The sequence below is a fragment of the Streptomyces sp. C genome, from assembly GCF_000158895.1.
Lineage (GTDB): Bacteria > Actinomycetota > Actinomycetes > Streptomycetales > Streptomycetaceae > Streptomyces > Streptomyces racemochromogenes.
Genome location: NZ_GG657750.1, coordinates 2,880,819 through 2,897,425 on the forward strand (window position 1 = coordinate 2,880,819; position 16,607 = coordinate 2,897,425).

The 16,607-nt window shown below is 66.7% G+C and carries 17 protein-coding genes; 3 read left to right on the forward strand and 14 right to left on the reverse strand.

Annotation, left to right across the window (positions count from 1 at the left end; genetic code table 11):
• Positions 1–2: 2 nt before the first annotated feature.
• From SSNG_RS12800 to SSNG_RS12825, 7 genes are all read right to left on the reverse strand, one after another.
• The gene (locus tag SSNG_RS12800) at positions 3–386 is read right to left on the reverse strand and encodes a deaminase (protein WP_042800923.1); all 384 of its coding nucleotides are present in this window, start codon (positions 384–386) and stop codon (positions 3–5) included.
• A 63-nt stretch (positions 387–449) separates the two neighbouring features.
• Positions 450–887, reverse strand: coding sequence for a hypothetical protein (locus tag SSNG_RS12805; protein WP_007264252.1), 438 nt, complete (start codon positions 885–887; stop codon positions 450–452).
• On the reverse strand, positions 884–1,009 hold the full coding sequence (locus SSNG_RS44805; RefSeq protein WP_277752145.1) for a hypothetical protein: 126 nt from the start codon (positions 1,007–1,009) through the stop codon (positions 884–886). Before SSNG_RS44805 ends, SSNG_RS12805 begins: the two co-directional genes overlap by 4 nt.
• A gap of 4 nt (positions 1,010–1,013) precedes the next feature.
• The gene (locus SSNG_RS12810; protein WP_007264253.1) at positions 1,014–1,502 is read right to left on the reverse strand and encodes a hypothetical protein; all 489 of its coding nucleotides are present in this window, start codon (positions 1,500–1,502) and stop codon (positions 1,014–1,016) included.
• A gap of 45 nt (positions 1,503–1,547) precedes the next feature.
• Positions 1,548–2,480: a hypothetical protein gene (locus tag SSNG_RS12815; protein WP_007264254.1), complete on the reverse strand. Its 933-nt coding sequence runs from the start codon at positions 2,478–2,480 to the stop codon at positions 1,548–1,550.
• Positions 2,477–2,902, reverse strand: coding sequence for a hypothetical protein (locus SSNG_RS12820; RefSeq protein ID WP_007264255.1), 426 nt, complete (start codon positions 2,900–2,902; stop codon positions 2,477–2,479). Before SSNG_RS12820 ends, SSNG_RS12815 begins: the two co-directional genes overlap by 4 nt.
• A 248-nt stretch (positions 2,903–3,150) precedes the next feature.
• On the reverse strand, positions 3,151–3,600 hold the full coding sequence (locus SSNG_RS12825; protein ID WP_042800924.1) for a hypothetical protein: 450 nt from the start codon (positions 3,598–3,600) through the stop codon (positions 3,151–3,153).
• Between the two features lie 204 nt (positions 3,601–3,804).
• Between SSNG_RS12825 and SSNG_RS12830 the strand changes: the two genes are divergently transcribed.
• The 3 genes from SSNG_RS12830 to SSNG_RS12840 all read left to right on the forward strand — a co-directional run bounded on the left by SSNG_RS12830 (position 3,805) and on the right by SSNG_RS12840 (position 5,893).
• The gene (locus SSNG_RS12830; protein WP_007264257.1) at positions 3,805–4,758 is read left to right on the forward strand and encodes a hypothetical protein; all 954 of its coding nucleotides are present in this window, start codon (positions 3,805–3,807) and stop codon (positions 4,756–4,758) included.
• A gap of 59 nt (positions 4,759–4,817) precedes the next feature.
• Entirely contained in the window at positions 4,818–5,492 is a 675-nt protein-coding gene (locus SSNG_RS37895) for a hypothetical protein (RefSeq protein ID WP_050779613.1), read from the forward strand.
• Positions 5,493–5,647: 155 nt separating this feature from the next.
• Entirely contained in the window at positions 5,648–5,893 is a 246-nt protein-coding gene (locus SSNG_RS12840) for a hypothetical protein (RefSeq protein ID WP_042800925.1), read from the forward strand.
• Positions 5,894–5,948: 55 nt separating this feature from the next.
• On the opposite strand, the gene SSNG_RS12845 is transcribed toward SSNG_RS12840, so the two are convergent.
• The 7 genes from SSNG_RS12845 to SSNG_RS12880 form a co-directional block, all read right to left on the reverse strand.
• Entirely contained in the window at positions 5,949–6,158 is a 210-nt protein-coding gene (locus tag SSNG_RS12845) for a hypothetical protein (RefSeq protein WP_007264260.1), read from the reverse strand.
• The gene (locus tag SSNG_RS12850) at positions 6,155–6,985 is read right to left on the reverse strand and encodes a CHAP domain-containing protein (RefSeq protein WP_241695032.1); all 831 of its coding nucleotides are present in this window, start codon (positions 6,983–6,985) and stop codon (positions 6,155–6,157) included. Before SSNG_RS12850 ends, SSNG_RS12845 begins: the two co-directional genes overlap by 4 nt.
• 67 nt (positions 6,986–7,052) lie before the next feature.
• Positions 7,053–7,397, reverse strand: a complete 345-nt coding sequence (locus SSNG_RS12855) for a DUF2746 domain-containing protein (protein WP_007264262.1) — start codon at positions 7,395–7,397, stop codon at positions 7,053–7,055.
• On the reverse strand, positions 7,394–8,704 hold the full coding sequence (locus tag SSNG_RS12860) for a tail fiber domain-containing protein (RefSeq protein WP_007264263.1): 1,311 nt from the start codon (positions 8,702–8,704) through the stop codon (positions 7,394–7,396). Before SSNG_RS12860 ends, SSNG_RS12855 begins: the two co-directional genes overlap by 4 nt.
• An 11-nt stretch (positions 8,705–8,715) precedes the next feature.
• Positions 8,716–10,917 (reverse strand): siphovirus ReqiPepy6 Gp37-like family protein, encoded by a 2,202-nt coding sequence (locus SSNG_RS39510; protein ID WP_241695033.1) that lies wholly within the window; start codon positions 10,915–10,917, stop codon positions 8,716–8,718.
• Complete coding sequence (locus SSNG_RS12875; RefSeq protein WP_241695034.1) at positions 10,917–11,759, reverse strand: phage tail domain-containing protein; 843 nt, start codon at positions 11,757–11,759, stop codon at positions 10,917–10,919. Before SSNG_RS12875 ends, SSNG_RS39510 begins: the two co-directional genes overlap by 1 nt.
• Positions 11,756–16,606, reverse strand: coding sequence for a hypothetical protein (locus tag SSNG_RS12880; RefSeq protein ID WP_007264266.1), 4,851 nt, complete (start codon positions 16,604–16,606; stop codon positions 11,756–11,758). The genes SSNG_RS12875 and SSNG_RS12880 overlap by 4 nt, the downstream gene beginning before the upstream one ends.
• Position 16,607: the final 1 nt, after the last annotated feature.

Sequence of the window (16,607 nt, forward strand, 5' to 3'; positions counted from 1 at the left end):
TTTCATCTGTGGACGACGCGGCGGATGCCCGCCGAGCGGATCAGGGTCGTGCAGGCCGGACACGGCATGCGGGTGACGTACAAGGTCGAGCCCCGGAGCTGAGTGGGGTCGGCGTGATGAATGGCATTGGCCTCGGCATGGACGGCTGCGCAGTTCGAGTAGTCCGAGTCGCGGGCGCACTCCTCGGTCGTGAGCCGCCCTCGCGGGCAGTTCGCGGCCGTCGCGCAGCCGGGCAGTCCCGCCGGCAAGCCGTTGTAGCCGACGCTCAGGACGCGGTTCGTGCGGGACAGGAGCACGGCGCCGACCTGTGCGCGCGTGCAGTCGGCACGGGACGACACGGCTTCGGCGATGCTCATGGCCCAGCAGTCCCAGTCGGGACGGGTCACGGGTCCTCCAGACCCGCGAGGCGGGGGCCAGCCGGACGACCGACCCCCAGCACCTCGCGTGCGTCAGTCGAAGTCGGGGGCGTCGGCGACGGCCGCGTTCACGGCGGCCTCGCGCGCCTGCGCGTACTCGATGACCTTCTGGCGGACCCCGGCGTCGTTCACCGGACGCCAGACCCAGGCCGGGTGAGCGCCCGGTCGCTTCGGCGGGACCTGGTCCAGCTTGACGATCGTGGCGTTGCCGACGACCTTCTCCAGGTCGCGGGCGAGGAGGGTCTGTTCGACCCGCGTGCCCTTGTTGATCTCGGGGGAGAGCTTCTCCAGGCTCTCGCGGTCCTTGAAGACCGTGATGTCGCAGAGGGCGGAGTCCTTCGGCCCGTTCGGGGTGGGGCGCTGGGCCTCGTACGAGTTGACCTCGATCAGGAACGCCACCGCGTCCTTCACATCGGCAGGCTTGAACCAGCCGCCGCCAGCGGTGGGGATCTCGACGAAGTTCAGGGTCACTCGGTTTCTCCTTCTGTGGGGATGTCGTTGCGGTAGTAGGGGGTCGGCTCGGTGGTGCGCGGGACGATGACGGAGCCCAGCGCGGAGCTGACCAGGACGAAGGCGAGGATCACGGCGGGCATGGCGTCACCCGTTCTTCAGGGCCCGGCCGCGGGCCTTGTAGGCGGCCATAACGGCGGGGTCCTCGAACATGGCCTGGTTCGCGGCCCAGAGCTTCTTCAGCTCGTCGAGGCTGGGCGCCTTCTCGATCTCGCCCAGAATCCAGGCGGACTTGTTGGCGGTGGGCTGCTCGGGCGTGGAGGCCGAGGCAGCCGCCCACGGGTCGTTCTCCGGAGTCGGAGCGGGAGCATCGGAGATGATCCGGGCGTCGAGGATCGAGGCGATGTTGCCCTTGCCGTGCGCGAGGTTCGTCGCGTTGACAACGAGGTCGCTGAGCGATAGTCCGGTCCAATCTTTACACTCGAATCCGAAGAAACCGCAGATCTGCGTGCGGACCTGCTCCACGGAGCCCCGGAAGACGGCCCAGGTGTCCGCGTAGCCCGCGCCGTATTTGATGGTGACGCCGATCGATCCGTCCGCGCTGGACGTGACCGGCTCCGCCTGGTCTGCCTTCACTTCAACTCCCTTGCTCTTGGTCCAAACTTAACACCTGGGCGGCAGTTATGCAGCACTGGTTTCTGTGACGCCACTCACCCACGGGAGCATGGCGCCCTTCAGGCTGCGGGTCGCGCGGACCTCTAGCGCCAGGCGTGCGGCGGCCCAGCCGATCTCCAGGTCGACCCAGTGAAGCGTGCACTCGCCGGACCCGGCCGGGAGGTTGATGATCACGCCCCACTTCTGCGACACCCCTTGCAGGGGCGCGTACGCCTGCGCGGCCTCGGCCGCCGGCACCTCTCGCTTCTTCCAGGCGGCAAAAGCCTTGCGGTCGGCGGGGTCGACGGGGAAGCGGGTGTAGTCGTAGAACTCGCCTCGCGAGTACACGGCGAGCTGCATCGCCATCTTCAGCGCTCCGTACTGGACGGAGCCTGTCTTCAGGTCGCCGATGAACAGGCCCTCGACGTGCTCGCCGTCCGGGCCGGGCCCGGCGTATTCGAGGAGTCGGTCGAACGTCCCGCCCGTGCGCAGCTCGGGCACGACGACGAACTTCTCCACGGCCCTCACATCGAAGTCCACGGTTGCCGCCATGTAGGCCGCCATGTCGAGTACGTCCTTGGCCGCGGTGCCGGCGGGCAGAGGTTCGCCTCGGTCGACGTACTCCGAGAGCGTGTGAAGGTGAGTCCCCTTCTCGCGCTTCCGGTTCGCCCCCGAGATGTCCTGGGCCTGCTCGGCGAGGGCGTTCAGCCTCTTCTTGCCGTCCGGGTCCTCCGGGTCGAGCTGCCTCACCACGTCGAGGATGGACGGCCGCTTCGCGGCCCCCACCAGGGTCATCCGCGCCTTCCAGTCGGAGATGGCGCTCTTGTCCTCGATGCAGTCGATGAAGGTCGTGGTGCGGGTCAGGGACACGGGCTTGCCGCCCTGCTTCGGGATGACGAGCGGCCGGTCCCATCCGTCACGGGGGACGGTCAGCTCGGGCGTCAGGTCGATGATCTTCAAGCTCTGGACTCCATGTCCTCGTCGGCTGCGAACGGGTCTTCAGGGGTGATGGGGACCAACCACAGGCGGACCGATCCGTCCTCAAGCCACTCGGGCTCGGACTCGTCCTCGTCCAGAGGTTCGAGCCCGAGGAGCTGGAGCACGGCCAGTCCCTTGCGCATGTCTGCGGGGGAGGTGTCGGGCTGGACGATCAGCGCCTGGTCCCAGTTGGCCCTATCGCCCACGAGGCTCATGCCGGTCGGAAGGCTGATCTTGCTAGCGGCGAGCACCCAGCGGCCGATCTGGTCCTCGCCCAAGGCGTAGAGGTCGGCCAGGCTGTCTTCATGCGGCACGTCTTCCTTGTCGCGCACGAACAGGCACTTCGTAGTGAACTTCGAGTGGGGCTCGACACCGTCAGTAGTCAGAATCCCGGTCAGCGGCATCGCTGTGGCCCCTGGTACGTGTAAAGATTGGACTTGCTGAGTCCATTTCTACGTGGGGCCTACACAGGCTGTCAACCGGCCGTGTACACGGGCTCACCCACGGGTGTTCCACAAGCGGACGCACGGCGTCCACCTGGCGTTCACACTATCTAGCCGCAGGTCAGGGCCCTATACGCCTTGAGGATGAGAAAACCCCCCGTCAGTCTCAGACGAGGGGTGGATTCGAACGAAAATCGAACACGTGCAGGCTAGTCACGTGCCTGGTTGCCGGTCCTGACTTCCGGCTCGCGGATGAGGTCGGTGTCGCGCTCCTCGCGCGGAACGAAGAAGAAGCCCTCTTCCGTGTCGTAGTCGTAGTGCACGACGAGGTTGTTCTCTTCGAGGTACTGCTTCCAGCTCGCGAGCTTCTTCGCCTTGTCCGCAGCCACGGGCTTGCCAGCCCTCTGGCGCCCCTCGGTCCGGAGCATCATGGCGGGATACAGATGCCTGTGATCTTCCCTGAGCTTCCAGGGTAGAAGGTCCTCTGACCTGGTATTACGCCGGTCGATGCCGTTCCGCCGGCGGAAGGCAGCCCACATCGGCTCCGTGGTCGTGATGCCGTACTTCTCCTTGTACTGCTCCACCATCCAGGCGTACGTCTTCTCCTCGCGGAACCAACGCAACACCTCGGTCTTGTCCACGATCTTCGAGGCGGGCATGTTTCCCCCTTGTCTGTGAGCGGTCTGTGGCGGTGATCTCAATCAGTCGGACTCGTACAACCTTCTGCGTCCAACGTAAAGATTGACCTAGAGCGGATGATCATGTCAAGCTGTGACCAACAAGAGGGCAGACGCCCGAGTAAATAGGTGACCCCGGCAGCGCGCCAACGCTCCGGGGTCCGGCACTGAGAGTGGTAGCTCCCAATGCGTATCCATCGTACCCGGCACGACCGTGACTTCACGGTGGTGCCCAACCGCACCGCCCGCAACCGCAAGCTGTCCTTCACGGCGCGCGGCCTGTGGCTGCACCTGATCTCCCTGCCCGATGGGGCCAAGGAAGACGTGCGCACGCTGGCCGACAACAACCCCGGCGTAGGCCGCAAGGGCGTCGCCAATGCTCTCGATGAGCTGGTCGCCCACGGCTACTACTTCCGCTTCACCATCCGTGACCCGGAGACCGGCCGCGTGTGGACCGAGACGGCCATCCACGACCTTCCCCAGACCGAGGACTCCCCGGTTCCCGCACCCCCGGCAACCGGAGACCCGGCCCCTGGGAACGCGGGAGCGTCCCCTTCGGGGGAAAGCAACTCCTCTAAGAACCAGGGAAAGATCCCTCCCTTCCCTCCGCAGGACAGCGACGCGCCGTCCGAGGCTGAGCAGAGGGAGGGCACCAGCGAGAAGCAGGACAAGCAGATGGGCGAGGCCGCCCGCATCCTGCGCCGCTTCGCTGCGATCGACGGCCGCCTGAAGCTCTCCGAGCGGCAGGTCGCCAAGCTCGCCCCCTCCGTCGCTGACTGGCTCCACCGTGGCGCCACCATCGGCGAGATCACGGACGCCGTGACCCAGGGCCTTCCCGCGAAGGTCTACTCCGCCGCACGCCTGGTCGCCGACCGCCTCGACCGCAAGCGCCCCGAGGCCAAGCGGCAGTGGAAGACCTACGCCGACTGCTCCGAGCGCTGTGGCAACGTTCTGCCCGCTGGCCAGGACACCGGCATCTGCGCTGACTGCGCTCTCGGCACCATCGCGTACTTCGAGATCGACTGCGCCACGGGCGAGGCCACCGATACCCCCGGCGCCCCCGCGCTCGACGTGCCCGGCCCGCTCGCGCCCGAGGGCCTCGCCGCCTTCCGCGCTGCCCGCGCAGCCATGGCCAAGTAACCCCCCCTTCCTTCACCCGCGCCACCTCGAAAGGCACAGCCATGTCTCAGCCTGCCCGTATGCCCCGGTACGCCTACGTCGTCGGCGGCCTGGTGCTCGCCGTCGCCCTCGCGATGTCCGCCCCCGGCGAGTACCAGCTCGCCCGCACCGCCGGATGGAACGAGTGGGTCGCCGCCGGCATGCCGGTCTGCATGTCCGTGTACGCCGTCGTCGCGGTCTGGTTCACCGAGAGCAGGGCCAAGGGCGAGAAGGGCCGGGGCAGCGCCATAGCGGGAGCCGTGGGCGCCCTTGGCATGACCCTCGCCGGTCAGGTCGTCGCGCACTGGATCGCCGCCGGTTACATGACCTCCTCGAAGGAGCTGGTCGCCGCCGTGTCCGCTGTCCCCGCGATCGTCGCTGGACACGTCGCACACATGGTGATCCGAGCCGCGAAGCACGTGCCGGCGGAGGCCGCGATGGTCGTCGAGGACGAGATCGACGACGAGCACCAGGACCAGGACGCCGAGCCGGTTCAGCCGACCCTCGACGGCGAGGAGCTGCCGGTCGACGAGGTGGCCAAGGCTCGGGCTCGTCGTCGCCCTGGCCGCCCGGCCCCCAGCCTCGACGAGATCAAGGAGGCCGCGAAGGCCCTGATCGCCAAGGGCGAGGAGATCAACGGCCCGAACCTCGCGAAGATCATGGGCCGCGACCGCCGGACCGGCAGCCGCTACCTCCAGAAGCTCAACGCCTCCTGACCCAACCCCGAGCCGCAGCCCCTAGGAGTGGGGGACAATGTTTACGAGACGTACCTCACTCCTGGGGAAGCGGAGGAATGGACCTAACAATCACCGTGCGTGTCTGTGATAAGTGCAAGCGGCAGGACCGGCCTGCCACGAGGTACCACCTGCGCGTGGACGAGGGCGAACCGGCCGAACGCGACTTGTGCGACGAGGACGCGGCGCCCCTGCTGGACCTCTTCGACCTGTCCCCGGCCGAGGAGTCCGAGCCTGCCCCGTCCGAGGCGAAGCCCCCAGCGCAGAGGCGAGCCGCCAAGAAGACGGCCGCCAAGAAGACGACTTCCCGCAGGCGTGGCCGGACCCCGGTCACCACCGTGGAGGAGATCGAGGCGCGCAAGGCGGCAGCCGCCCAGGAGTGAGACGCAGAAAAGCGCCCCCCTGCCGACCCGCGAGGGCCAACAGGGGGGCGCAGTGCTACTCGGCGTCGCCGGAGTCCGAGCCCTCGACGATGCCCAGCGCGGTAGCGATCTGGACGATCAGGGCGACCTCGGGCTTGTCGGCGTAGACGATGGCGGCGACGCTCACCATTACGCCCAGGGCCGCAACGACGGCCCCGAAGCGCGAGCGGTAGCGGACGGGCAGGGCGGACAGGATCAGGGACGCGGGCTTGCGGTGCTTGCTCATCGGCGGCCCGCCTGCTTCTGGAGCGCGACGAAGCCCTTGGGGCCGATCCGCGGGTCGTGCAGGCCGCTGCGGTAAGCCGGGTTCCGGTCGTGGAAGCGGGCGACCGCGCGCTGAGTCTCCGGGCCGTAGAACCGGGTCACGGCTCCCTTGATCGGGCCGTACCCCGCCTTGATGAGGAGCTGCTGAAGCTCGGCGACCTGAGCGTGAGTCGCGCCCGGCTTGACCGCCGAGTTCAGGGCGACGATCTGAGAGACCGGCTTGGGTGCCGGCGGAGTCGGCTTGGGCTCCGGCTTCGGCTCGGGCTTCGGCGCCTTGTCCTTCCAGGCCGGGTCAGCCGAGACGATGCCCTCGGCGAAGTCCGGGTAGCCGTAGCCGTACACGTAGGCGTCGGTGCGGCGGTGGCGCTTCTCGTACACGCCGTCGCCCTCGGGGGAGCCGTCCGCGTTGGTGTTGCCCTCGACCGTGTAGATCCACTCACTGTCGAAATCGATGCACAGGCCGGTGTGCGTCCCGCCGTTCCGGCCGAAGAACACCATCGCACCCCGGGCGGGATACGCGCTGAAGCGGCCCTGCTTCTTGAACCAGGCGACACCGGCCTCGCAGCTCGCGGTCTTCGGGTACAGGGCCGAGAGGCCCGCCTCGGCCGCACACCAGGCGACGAACGCCGCGCACCACGGCCAGCCGTAGCCGTCCTGGTCGTAGCCGGGGATCTTGCCGAACCACCGGTTGTACTTGGAGTCGTTGACCCAGTGGCCGCCCGACCGCTTCTCGTGGGTGCCGACCTCGGCCTTCGCTATGCCGCTGATCTTGCTTACCTGACTGGTCACGAAAGACCCTCCTCGGGACATGCGGAAGGCCCCGCCGACAGGGCAGGGCCTTCAAGGGGTGGAAGTCTCAGACGGAGACAGAAGAGATGTGGGAGTCGAGGCGCTCGGCGACCGCCAGGCGCTCGACGCGTTCATGGGACAGCTCGGCCCGCAACTCGCGGATGTCCCGGCTGTGTTCGGCCTGGCCTTCGAGGACGCGATCGAGTCCCGAGATCACGCGGTCGAGGTCGTCCCGGAGATTCGTCGTGTGCGTGTTGGAGACCTGATCTCTGGCCTCCTGTGTGTGCTCGCGTACTTCGGCGAGGGCCGCGCCCTGGCGCCGGACCAGCTCGATCACGACGCCCATGAAGGCTGCGGAGACCACTCCGCCGGCGGAGACGAGAGCCACCTGAACGTTGGGGTCGAGGGTCATCGGGACATGTCCCTTACGAGCTGCTCCAGACGCTCGATGCGCTCGGCCTGGTCCTGCACGACGGACAGCAGAGCCACGCCGAGGAGGTCATAGCGGAGAGCGTCGATGCGTCCCTCCTCGTCGTAGGTGACGATCTCGGGGAGCGTCTCGGCGACCTCTTCGGCGATCAGGCCGAACTCGTCCCGGAGGTAGTCGTCGCTGCCCTCTTCCTTCGGGCGTCGGTCGTATATGCGGGGACGCAGGGACAGGACCGCATCGGGGTCGATGTCGATGTCCCGAACGTTCTGCTTGAAGCGGCGCGAGCTGGTGTTGCGCGCGAAGGTGCCGTCACCCTGAACCCACACCGCGTAGTACGTCCCGGAGCCGGAGACGGAATCTGCGTGCACGCGCTTCGTGCCGTTGGACCAGGCGATCGTGTCCCCGGACTCCAGGTAGGACGAGTGCGAGTGGGACGACGGCGTGAACGTCGTCGGCTTCGAGGTGATGTCCGTCCACGCGTGGGAGTGCGCCGAGGGGGCGAAGGTCGTCGGCTTGCCGGTCACTTCCGTCCACGCGTGCGTGTGCGCGCTCGGGACAAAACTCGTCGGCTTGCTGGTGACCTGAGACCAGTCGTGCGTGTGCGCGGCCGGAGGCAGGGACGAAGGGCGGTCGGTGATGTCCGCCCACAGGTGCGTGTGCGTCGAGGGCGTGAACGTCGTCGGCTTGCCGGTCAGGGTCGACCAGGACACATTGCCGATCAGCGGCGCCCACGCCGTGTCGTTCCAGAACTCGAAGGAGGACGTATCAGCGTTCCAGCCGATCTGACCCAGACGCGGGGACGCCGGGCGGGTGTTCGTGTTCCAGCACAGGATGCGTGTCCCGACGAAGGGACGCGTTCGCGTGATGTCCGAGGACGTAATAGAGGTGACGTTCGCGTTCACGGTGACCTGCGCGAGCGGCAGCTCGTAGATGCCGGTGTCCGTCTGGGTCAGGGACGGCGGAGTCGACGAACCCGCGGTGCCCGTCTTGACCGCGAGGACGACGGAGTTCAGTGCCGGGTCGAGGCGCAGGATCACTCGGTCGACGCGCAGGGACGTATTCGCGGCCGGGATGGTGACCGTCTCCGTCGCGGTCGCCTGGGCCATGAATCCGCGGAGGAACGCCAGGCCGGAGGAGACGTTCAGGGTCATCGCGGTGCCGGCGGTGACCGTGAAGCCGGAGGAGCCGAAGCTCGCCACGACGCCCGAGTCCTGGAACTCGCGGAACATCTGCGAGAACTGGGTCTCGGTGACGGCCTGGGCGTCGAACGGGTAGGAGGTGATAGCCAAAGGGGAACTCCTTAGATGGCCGCGCCCGCGTCCTCGATCACGAGTTGCGACAGGGAGCCAGGCAGGTAACGGACCATGCCGTACGTCGCGGCGGCTCTGCGGGTGTTGAGGGTGACGCCGACCGTGACTGCCCCGGCCGGGGGGTTGTTGATGAAGCAGGCCATGTTGAGGCCGGTCGCCGAGTTCGAGTCGTCGTCGAACGTCGTGCTGAAGAAGTCGCCAGCGAGGGAACTCGTGGTCGCTACGGTCGTTCCGCTCGCCCAACGGACGGTCGTGTATCCGCCCTGCTTCGCGTAGCGGATGGCCGTGTTGGCGTTATCGCCCGTGCCGTCCGTGTCGACGGCTGCGATGCGAAGTGTGACCCGGTAGCACCTGCCCGCCTCGGCGGTGAACTGCTGGGTGTAGATCATGGTCGCGGTGTCGCCGACGTAGGCCGAGGTCGCGAGCGTCTGCATGACGACGATGCCCTTCGCGGTGTTGTCCGCGTAGACCAGGCGCCGCCACGGTGCCCAGCCGCTCGTAGGGGAGCCGTGCCGGACCCACTCTTCGTGCTTCTGGCCGTTGCCTCCGGTGCTTGACCACCGCTGGGTGACGTAGCCGGTAGTGGAGCCTGTAGACCAGAGGTAGCCGCCCATATCCAGGGAGGCGAAGGGCCAGCCGCCCGCCGTGGCGTCGGTTGAGGTGAGGTAGAGACGCGAGTCCTCGTAGGGGTAGGCGGTCGGGAGGGTCGCATTGTTGAAGTCGGCGGGCGAGATGATGTTCTTGTAGGCGAGCTGGCGCCACGGTGCCCAGCCCGTATTGCGGTTGCCGCCTCGAATCCAGTCCTCGCGGTTCGTCGTGGCCGCGTGCGCCCGGTTCCAGACCTGGAAGGCGTCGCCGTTCGCGACCCGGCGGGTCGTGACCCAACCGAACTTCCCGCCGAAGTCCCATCCGCCGGCGGTGGCCTCCGTCGCCGTGAGATACATGACCGACTGGCCCTCGGGATAGTCGTCGGGGATGCTCGCCTGCGTGAGGAGTCCGGCCGGGATCTCGCGCGGACCGGCCGGTTTCGCTTCCGCCGTCCGCTCCAGCGAGGAGACGCGGGACTCCAACTCCTTCTGAGTCTTCGCGTCGGCCGAGCTTTGATCGAGAGGGGTCGGGTCGCCGAGCATCGCGCCGAGCCGGTAGCCATCCTCGGTGACCCGCAGGACCATGCTCGTCACGACGGCCGCCATCTCGGTACCGCCGACGATGACGGTCACCTTGTCGCCGAGGAACCAGTCGCGGCCGAAGTCGAGCGCGCTGTCTTCCATCGGTACGGCCTGGGCCGCCTTGACCGTGGTCCCGCCATCGACGAGGGCCTCGGTCCCCTTCTGGGTTAGCTCGGCCGTGTCGGACGAGGAACGCTCATCGACGAAGCTCTCGATCCGGCGTCCCCAGTCGGACTCGGCTGCGAGGGAAGCGGCGTTGTCGACGGGGACGAACATGCGGTTCGAGCCGTCGCCGTCGCCGGCAACGATTACTCGAGTTTTTGCCGGCGTCGACACCGAGACGCGCTGACCGGCGAGCGTGTTGTTCACGACGCCCAGGCGGACTTCCTTCGTGCGGTCGGCGACCGCGTACGTCTCGAAGACCAGGTTCGAGCCCCGTTGGATGATGCGGAACCCGAGGCCCGCCGGTTCGGCCAGGGCCTTGCACAGCTCTCCGAGCTGCTCGAAGCGCGCGGCCTTCGTGACGGTCGCACCGCGGCCTCCGTTGGTGCCCATGATGAGCCCGGTCCGGCGCCGGTTGGCCGGGGCCGAGGGCCCACAGTTGAGGTTGACGTACGCGTGCATGAGCGCCTCGGCCGTACCCGTGCGCTCGTCGTACGCGAAGTTCTGCGTGTCCGCGTTGCCGTTGCCTGGGTCGGGCCAGGCGAGCATGTCCGACAGGATGATCGTGTCGTCCACGCCCTCGACGGTCAGCGTGCCCAGGGGGTCAGTCGCCGTGACTGCCGTCTCGGTCTTCGTCACCGGCCCCGAGAACAGGACGTCGGTCGGGCCGGTGACGATGATGCCCGCGCCGGGCGTCGCCAGGACGGAGGCGAGCGGATGGTCCGCGCTGATCGAGAGCTTCCACGTCGAGACGTTGTTGAAGATGTCCTCGGACTCCAAGAGGAGGAGGTCGGCCGGGATGGCGCCGATCCGGGTCAAGGTCTTATCCCGGACCTCGACGAGCAGATCGTCTTGCCGCACTAGATCACCACCCACTTACGGGGACGCCACGAGCACACGACCTTCGAGGCCGATGTCGTGTTCAGGAGAGAGGCCGTCACGGTGGACTGGCCGGGCGGCACCGACCAGAAGCGCGGCGCCGTCGCGAGGAGGCTGTACTTGTTCACGCCGTTGCCGTCCCTGACGGTGCCGGCGCCCATGTCGATGACGAGCTTCTCGCCGACCGCGAGCGTCCCCGACCACTGGAGCGTTTCGCCCGTAGGGCTGATCGCCTTGAACGTGTCGCCGGGGCCCGTGACCTCCCATACGGGATAGGCCGCAACGTCGCCATCGTTGGAGAGCTGGACGGAGCCGATCGCCTGCGACGGAGCGACCGGCAGGGCAACCAGGGTGCTCAGGAAGGCGCCCGAGGCAGCCCCGCCGATGGAGACCGTCTGCGCAGACTCCGACAGGAAGTAGGGGTTCGGGGCCCGGAGGGAGATCACCGTCTGCGTGTCCCGGTCACCCAAGCCCGGATCGATCGCCCCTCCGCCGGTCCAGCGGACCGGAGTTGACCAGCGCCCGCCGACATCATCGGCGTAGGTCAGGGTGCACTCGTCGGCCAGCACCCGCGCGAGGCGAGTCACCAGCTCGGCGAGGTGCACCCTGTCCCGACCAACGATGTCGAGGGGGATGTCGATGTCGCGGGGGAGGACGCGCCGCCCACGGTAGGCGGCGCCGTCCCCGGCCCCTTCGAGCCACTGCACGGCGAGCTGGGGCAGGCCCAGGCCGGTTATCCCGGCGAGGGCCTGGAACCCAACTCCATCCGTTTGCACCCCGGCCAGATCGAGCCTGTCCGAGGCGCTGCTCAGTTCGAGCTTCACCAGCCGACCATCCTTGCCCGCGAGGTAGCCGCGAACAGCTCCTCCTCGGACGAGAGGGAGTTGCCGGAACCCGCGTAGTAGTTCAGAACCTTCGTGACCGACTGGCCGGGGCCAGCCGCCGCGAGGCCGCCAGAGACGGCGGCAGAGACGGAGCGGGACGCGCCAGAGGTGGCGCTCTCCGCGAGGGCGTTGGACGCCCGCTCGACGTTGCCCGCCTGGTCCTCGACGCCGAGGCCGAAGCCCAGGCCCACGAAGTTGCCGAGCTTGCGGAACAGTCGCGAAGGAGAATGGATATCGAGCGCCTTCTTGATGGCATTCACCATCGCGTCGGCGATCTTCAACATCTGCTTCTCGATCGCGTCCTGCTGCTTTTCGAGGCCCTTGACGATGCCCTCGGCAGCCCGGATTCCCGCGTCGTACATGTAGTGCGCCGCAGTGGAACCCGCCGCGTTGGCGTACTTCTCCAGATCCTTTTGAAGCTCGTTGATCTGGAGTACGCCATCGACACCGGCATTCGCGATGGACTCGGCCGCAGCGAGGCCAGCCTCGGGACCGGCCATAGCGATCTGATCGAACGTGGCCTGATTCAGGCCGAGATCCTTCAGTCGCTTCAGGACCGCCGCGAACTTCTTAGCCTGGTCGACCGCGTTCTTCAGGTTCGACGTAACACCCTCGAACGAGGAGTCGTCGGCCTTTGTCACGTCGCCCAGACTGATAATGCGGTCTGCGACCTGCTCCTTGTACTTGACCAGATCCTCGCGGAGCTTCTTGAGCTTGTCCCGCGCGGCCTCCAGCTTCTTACTCAGGCCGTCCCACTGGGCGGCGAGTTGCAGAAGCGCGGTCCGGTCCTTGCCGATTCGATCCTTCAGGGCCTTCGAGGCGTTCTTCGGGATCTTCGCCGTCAGGTCGTTCAGTGACTTCTTGACGTTGTCGAACTCGGACTCAAGGCCCTTGATCAGACCCTTGATGATGAGGCGACCGGCGTCGTACAGAAGGACGGAGTCCTTCTTCTTCGGACCCTTCCAGTCCGGAAGCAGGTCCGTCAGCTCGCCGAGCTTGTCCTTGACCGCACCGAACATGCCGGCGATGCCAGAGATGAAGCCCTTGATCAGGGCGATACCGGCGTCCTTCAGGGTCGAGGCCAGCGAGCCGAGCTTCTCCTTGGCCAGCTTCGGCAGCTCGGCGACCTTGTCGGCACCCTTGCCGATCCACTCCTCGATCGTCTTCACCAGGGCGGTGAACTTCTCCATGGCCGTCGTACGGATCGAGGTCCAGCCGTCGGAGAAGAACTGCTTGATCTTCCCGAGGCCGCTAAGGGCCTTTGATCCGAGGCCGGAGAAGAATCCCGAGAAGCCCTCACTGATCGATGCCCAGGCGCTCTTGCCGAAGTCGACGACCGCCTTCCAGCCCGACTTAAAGGCTTCCTTGATGGCCATCAGGCCCTTCTTGGCGGCACCCAGCACGCCGACCGAGAGCCACGTAAGGAAAGCACCGAGGATCGTGTTCCACAGGCCCTTGATGATTTCCCACATGGACTTCAGGATGTTGAGAACATCCGTGCCCAGCTCATCCCAGTTGCCGGTAAAGAGATCCTTCCAGAACTCAAAGACGGCCATGATGTAATCGAAGGCGCCCGAGAAAATCTGCTTCAGGCCCTCCAGGATCAAGGACACGCCATTGATGGCGGAGATGAGCGATCCGACCAGTAGCTCGGCGATGAACTGAATTGCAGGCGCGAGGACCGGCATCAGGAAATCGATAAGCGACTTGATCGCTTCGAGGAAAGGCATGGCCGCCTCGACCAGGCGACCCCAGGCTTCCGCCAGGAGAGGCAGCATCGTTGCGGCGATGTTCTGTACCACTGGAATCAGTGGAAGCAGAACAGCCTGGAGAATCTCCAGAAGCACCGACACGAGCGGCATGGTTGCCTCGACGACGGCGCCGATGAACTGCGCGACGACCGGCAGGATCGGGGCCAGGCCCGAGATGAGCTGCGCCACGAGCGGAGCGACCGCAGTCATGATCTGCATGAACGCCTCAGCGACGATCGGCAGGACCGCAGAGAGCGCCGTGAACGCCTGGCCGAGGGCCTCGGAGATCACCGGGACCAGGGCCGCGATGATCGGCGAGAGCTGCTGGAAGACGCCGGTCAGGGCGCCGCCCAGAAGCTCGATGATCGGCAGGATCGACGGGGCCAGCGCGGTGAAGCCTTCCGCGAGCGGGGTCAGCGCTGCGGCGACGAGCGGGCCGAGCTGGGCCGCGAGGGCGCCGACGAGCTTCAGCAGGGAGCCGAACGCCGCGCCCAGGGGAGCCATCGCCGGGGCCAGGCCGTTGACCGCAGCCTGTATGCCGTCGAACAGGGCGTAGACCCCGCTGAAGACCTCGTCCTGGTTGAGGGCCGCAGAGATGGCGCCCACGGCCGTACCGAGGATCGTGCCGACCTGCGGGAGGATCTGAGTCAGGAGCCCAACGAACTGCCCGATGAACGCCTTGAACTCTTCGCCGCCAACCTTGTTCAGGTTGCTCATGGCGTCGTGCGCTGCTGTGAACAGGCCGACGAGCTTCGCCTGAACGCCGCTACTGTCGACGGCTTCGTGAATGCCGGCGAGGGTGTCGCGGAGCATTCCGAGCGTCGAGCCGCCAGCCTCGTTAGCCGCGCGAGCGAGGCCCGCGAAGATGCCGCCGGTCTCGTAGATGACGCCGCCGAGATCCTTCAGGGCGGTGATGCCCTGGTCGATCTCCTCGCGGAGACCGGACTCACCCTTCTTCTTGAGCCAGGTGTCCGCCTTCTCGGCCACGTCCACGAACCACTGGGCCAGGCGCGGGAGGTATCCGGCGCCGACCTCACCGAGGATCTTGATGATGCTCGCGAAGTGCTCCGTGCCGCCCGTGGCGATCTCGATCGACTTCGAGAGGTCGTCGAACATGCCGCCCAAAGCGGGGGCGAGAGCGCCCTTCAGGGAGGTGGCGAACCCGCCGAAGAACGAGCCGAGCTGAGTCGAGGTCTTGGCGAACCCGTCGCGCAGCTCCGGGAGGAGCGTGTCGATCAGACCCCTGATCGGCTCCTTGGCCTTGTCCCAGAAGTTCGAGCTGATCAGGTCTTGCAGCTTGGAGAACTGGCCCTTGACCTCGGGAAGAACCTTGTTGAAGTCCTTGAAGGCCGCGACCGTTGCACCAAGGCCGATCGCCATTCCGCCGAGAATTCCGGGCAGGGCGAGGGACGTTGCGCCGATCTGCGCCAGGGACGCGGACAGCGTGAAGAGGTTCGACGCGGCCGAGATGCCCCATGCCGACAGGCCCGCTATCGCGGTCGCGATGGTGCCGATGATCGGCGTGGACCGGTCGAGGTTCCGCAGGGTGTTGCCTAGCTTCTCGAAGATGTCGCCCAGGACGCGCCCGCCCGACAGTGCCGCAAGCATGGCGCCGGCAGACGCAGCGGCCGACAGGGAGACCTTCGGGAACAGGTTGACCACGCGGTCGCGGGTCAGGCGGGCCAACGCGAGCGCGACCGCAGCCATCGCGCCGTGCGACACCTCCGGCTCGACGGTCGCCTTGAGCTTGTCGATCTTGTCCTGAAGGTCGTCGATCTCCCGCTCGACCTTGCGCTTCTCCATCGCGTCAAGCTCGGGCGTGATCTTCGCCTTGAGGCTCTGCATCTGCTCGAAGGCCGCTTCGAGCTGCCGCTTGGTCGCGGCGACTTCCTTCTCGTCGAGCTTCGGCCGGACCTTGATCCCGTCCATCTGGGCCTGAATCTCGTCGCGCGCCTTCTGCGCGGCCTCGCGATCCGCGGCGACCTTGGCCCGAGCCTCCGTTTCGAGGATCGCCTTCATCTCGGCCTGAGCCTTGAGGAGCGACTTCTTGTCGAGCTTGACCTTGATCTCTTCGCGGCCCAGCTCGGCGAGCTGCTCCTCGACCTGGGCGAGGGCGGCCTCGACCGAGGACATCGACTTCTTGTCGACCTTCAGGTCCAGCGTCAGGTGCTTCTCAAGGCGCTTGCGCGCCTTCTGGAGAGCCTTCTCGTCGAGCTGGACCGACAGGTCGATCGTCTTGAACTTCGCGAGTTCAGCGTCGATCTGGCCAATCGCAGCCCGCACCGAGTTGGACGAGCGGGGGTCGAACTCGATCTCCAGCCGGCGGAGCTTTTCGAGGCGAGCCTTGGCGGCCTCCAGCGAGGCCCGGTCGAGCTTGACCTTCAGCTCTACCTCGTCGAGCTTGGACAGCTCGCGCTCGATCTCGGAGATGGCCGCGTTGATCGAGCCCTGCGACTTCTCGTCGACCCGCAGCGTGATGTGCGCGATCTCGTCGAGCCGCTCCTCGAACATGTCGAGTCCGGCGTTCAGGTCATCCGAGTTGAGACCGATCTCGATGTCGGTCTCGCCGAGCGCTTCGAGGGCGGCCTTCACCTTGGCCACGGCCGCGACGACCGAGCCCTGAGAGTCGAGGTTGACCCCGAGGTGCAGGTCGGTCAGCTCCGCCTGTGCGGCGTTGCGGGAGCGGCGGGCCTCGTCTACAACCTGCTTGCCGTTGGCGCGGAAGATGATGCGGTGCTGGTTCGCCTTGTTCTGGTACGCCTGCACGGCATTCTTGACCTCGGTGGCCATGCCGTGAAAGTCGAGCCGCGTATAGAAGGCGATCTTGCGGACATCGGTGGACTTGTTGTCCCGGTTGATGTCCCGCACGATTTGCAGGACATCGGCCCGCGCACCCTTGGGATCGGCCTTCGTCTGAATGGCGATCGTGAGATCGTTCTCGATCTTCTCAAGCTGCTTCTTGAGTTGCTGCTTGAAGCCGGATGTATCCGGCACGACCTTGACCGCTACGCGGCCGACTACTTGAGCATCCGACACC

Bases quoted from the DNA above. Each gene is read 5' to 3' on its own strand.
- SSNG_RS12830 (WP_007264257.1), top strand. From the start codon at position 3,805: ATGCGTATCCATCGTACCCGGCACGACCGTGACTTCACGGTGGTGCCC.
- SSNG_RS12825 (WP_042800924.1), bottom strand. From the start codon at position 3,600: ATGCCCGCCTCGAAGATCGTGGACAAGACCGAGGTGTTGCGTTGGTTC.
- SSNG_RS12820 (WP_007264255.1), bottom strand. From the start codon at position 2,902: ATGCCGCTGACCGGGATTCTGACTACTGACGGTGTCGAGCCCCACTCG.
- SSNG_RS37895 (WP_050779613.1), top strand. From the start codon at position 4,818: ATGCCCCGGTACGCCTACGTCGTCGGCGGCCTGGTGCTCGCCGTCGCC.
- SSNG_RS12845 (WP_007264260.1), bottom strand. From the start codon at position 6,158: ATGAGCAAGCACCGCAAGCCCGCGTCCCTGATCCTGTCCGCCCTGCCC.
- SSNG_RS44805 (WP_277752145.1), bottom strand. From the start codon at position 1,009: ATGCCCGCCGTGATCCTCGCCTTCGTCCTGGTCAGCTCCGCGCTGGGC.
- SSNG_RS12855 (WP_007264262.1), bottom strand. From the start codon at position 7,397: ATGACCCTCGACCCCAACGTTCAGGTGGCTCTCGTCTCCGCCGGCGGA.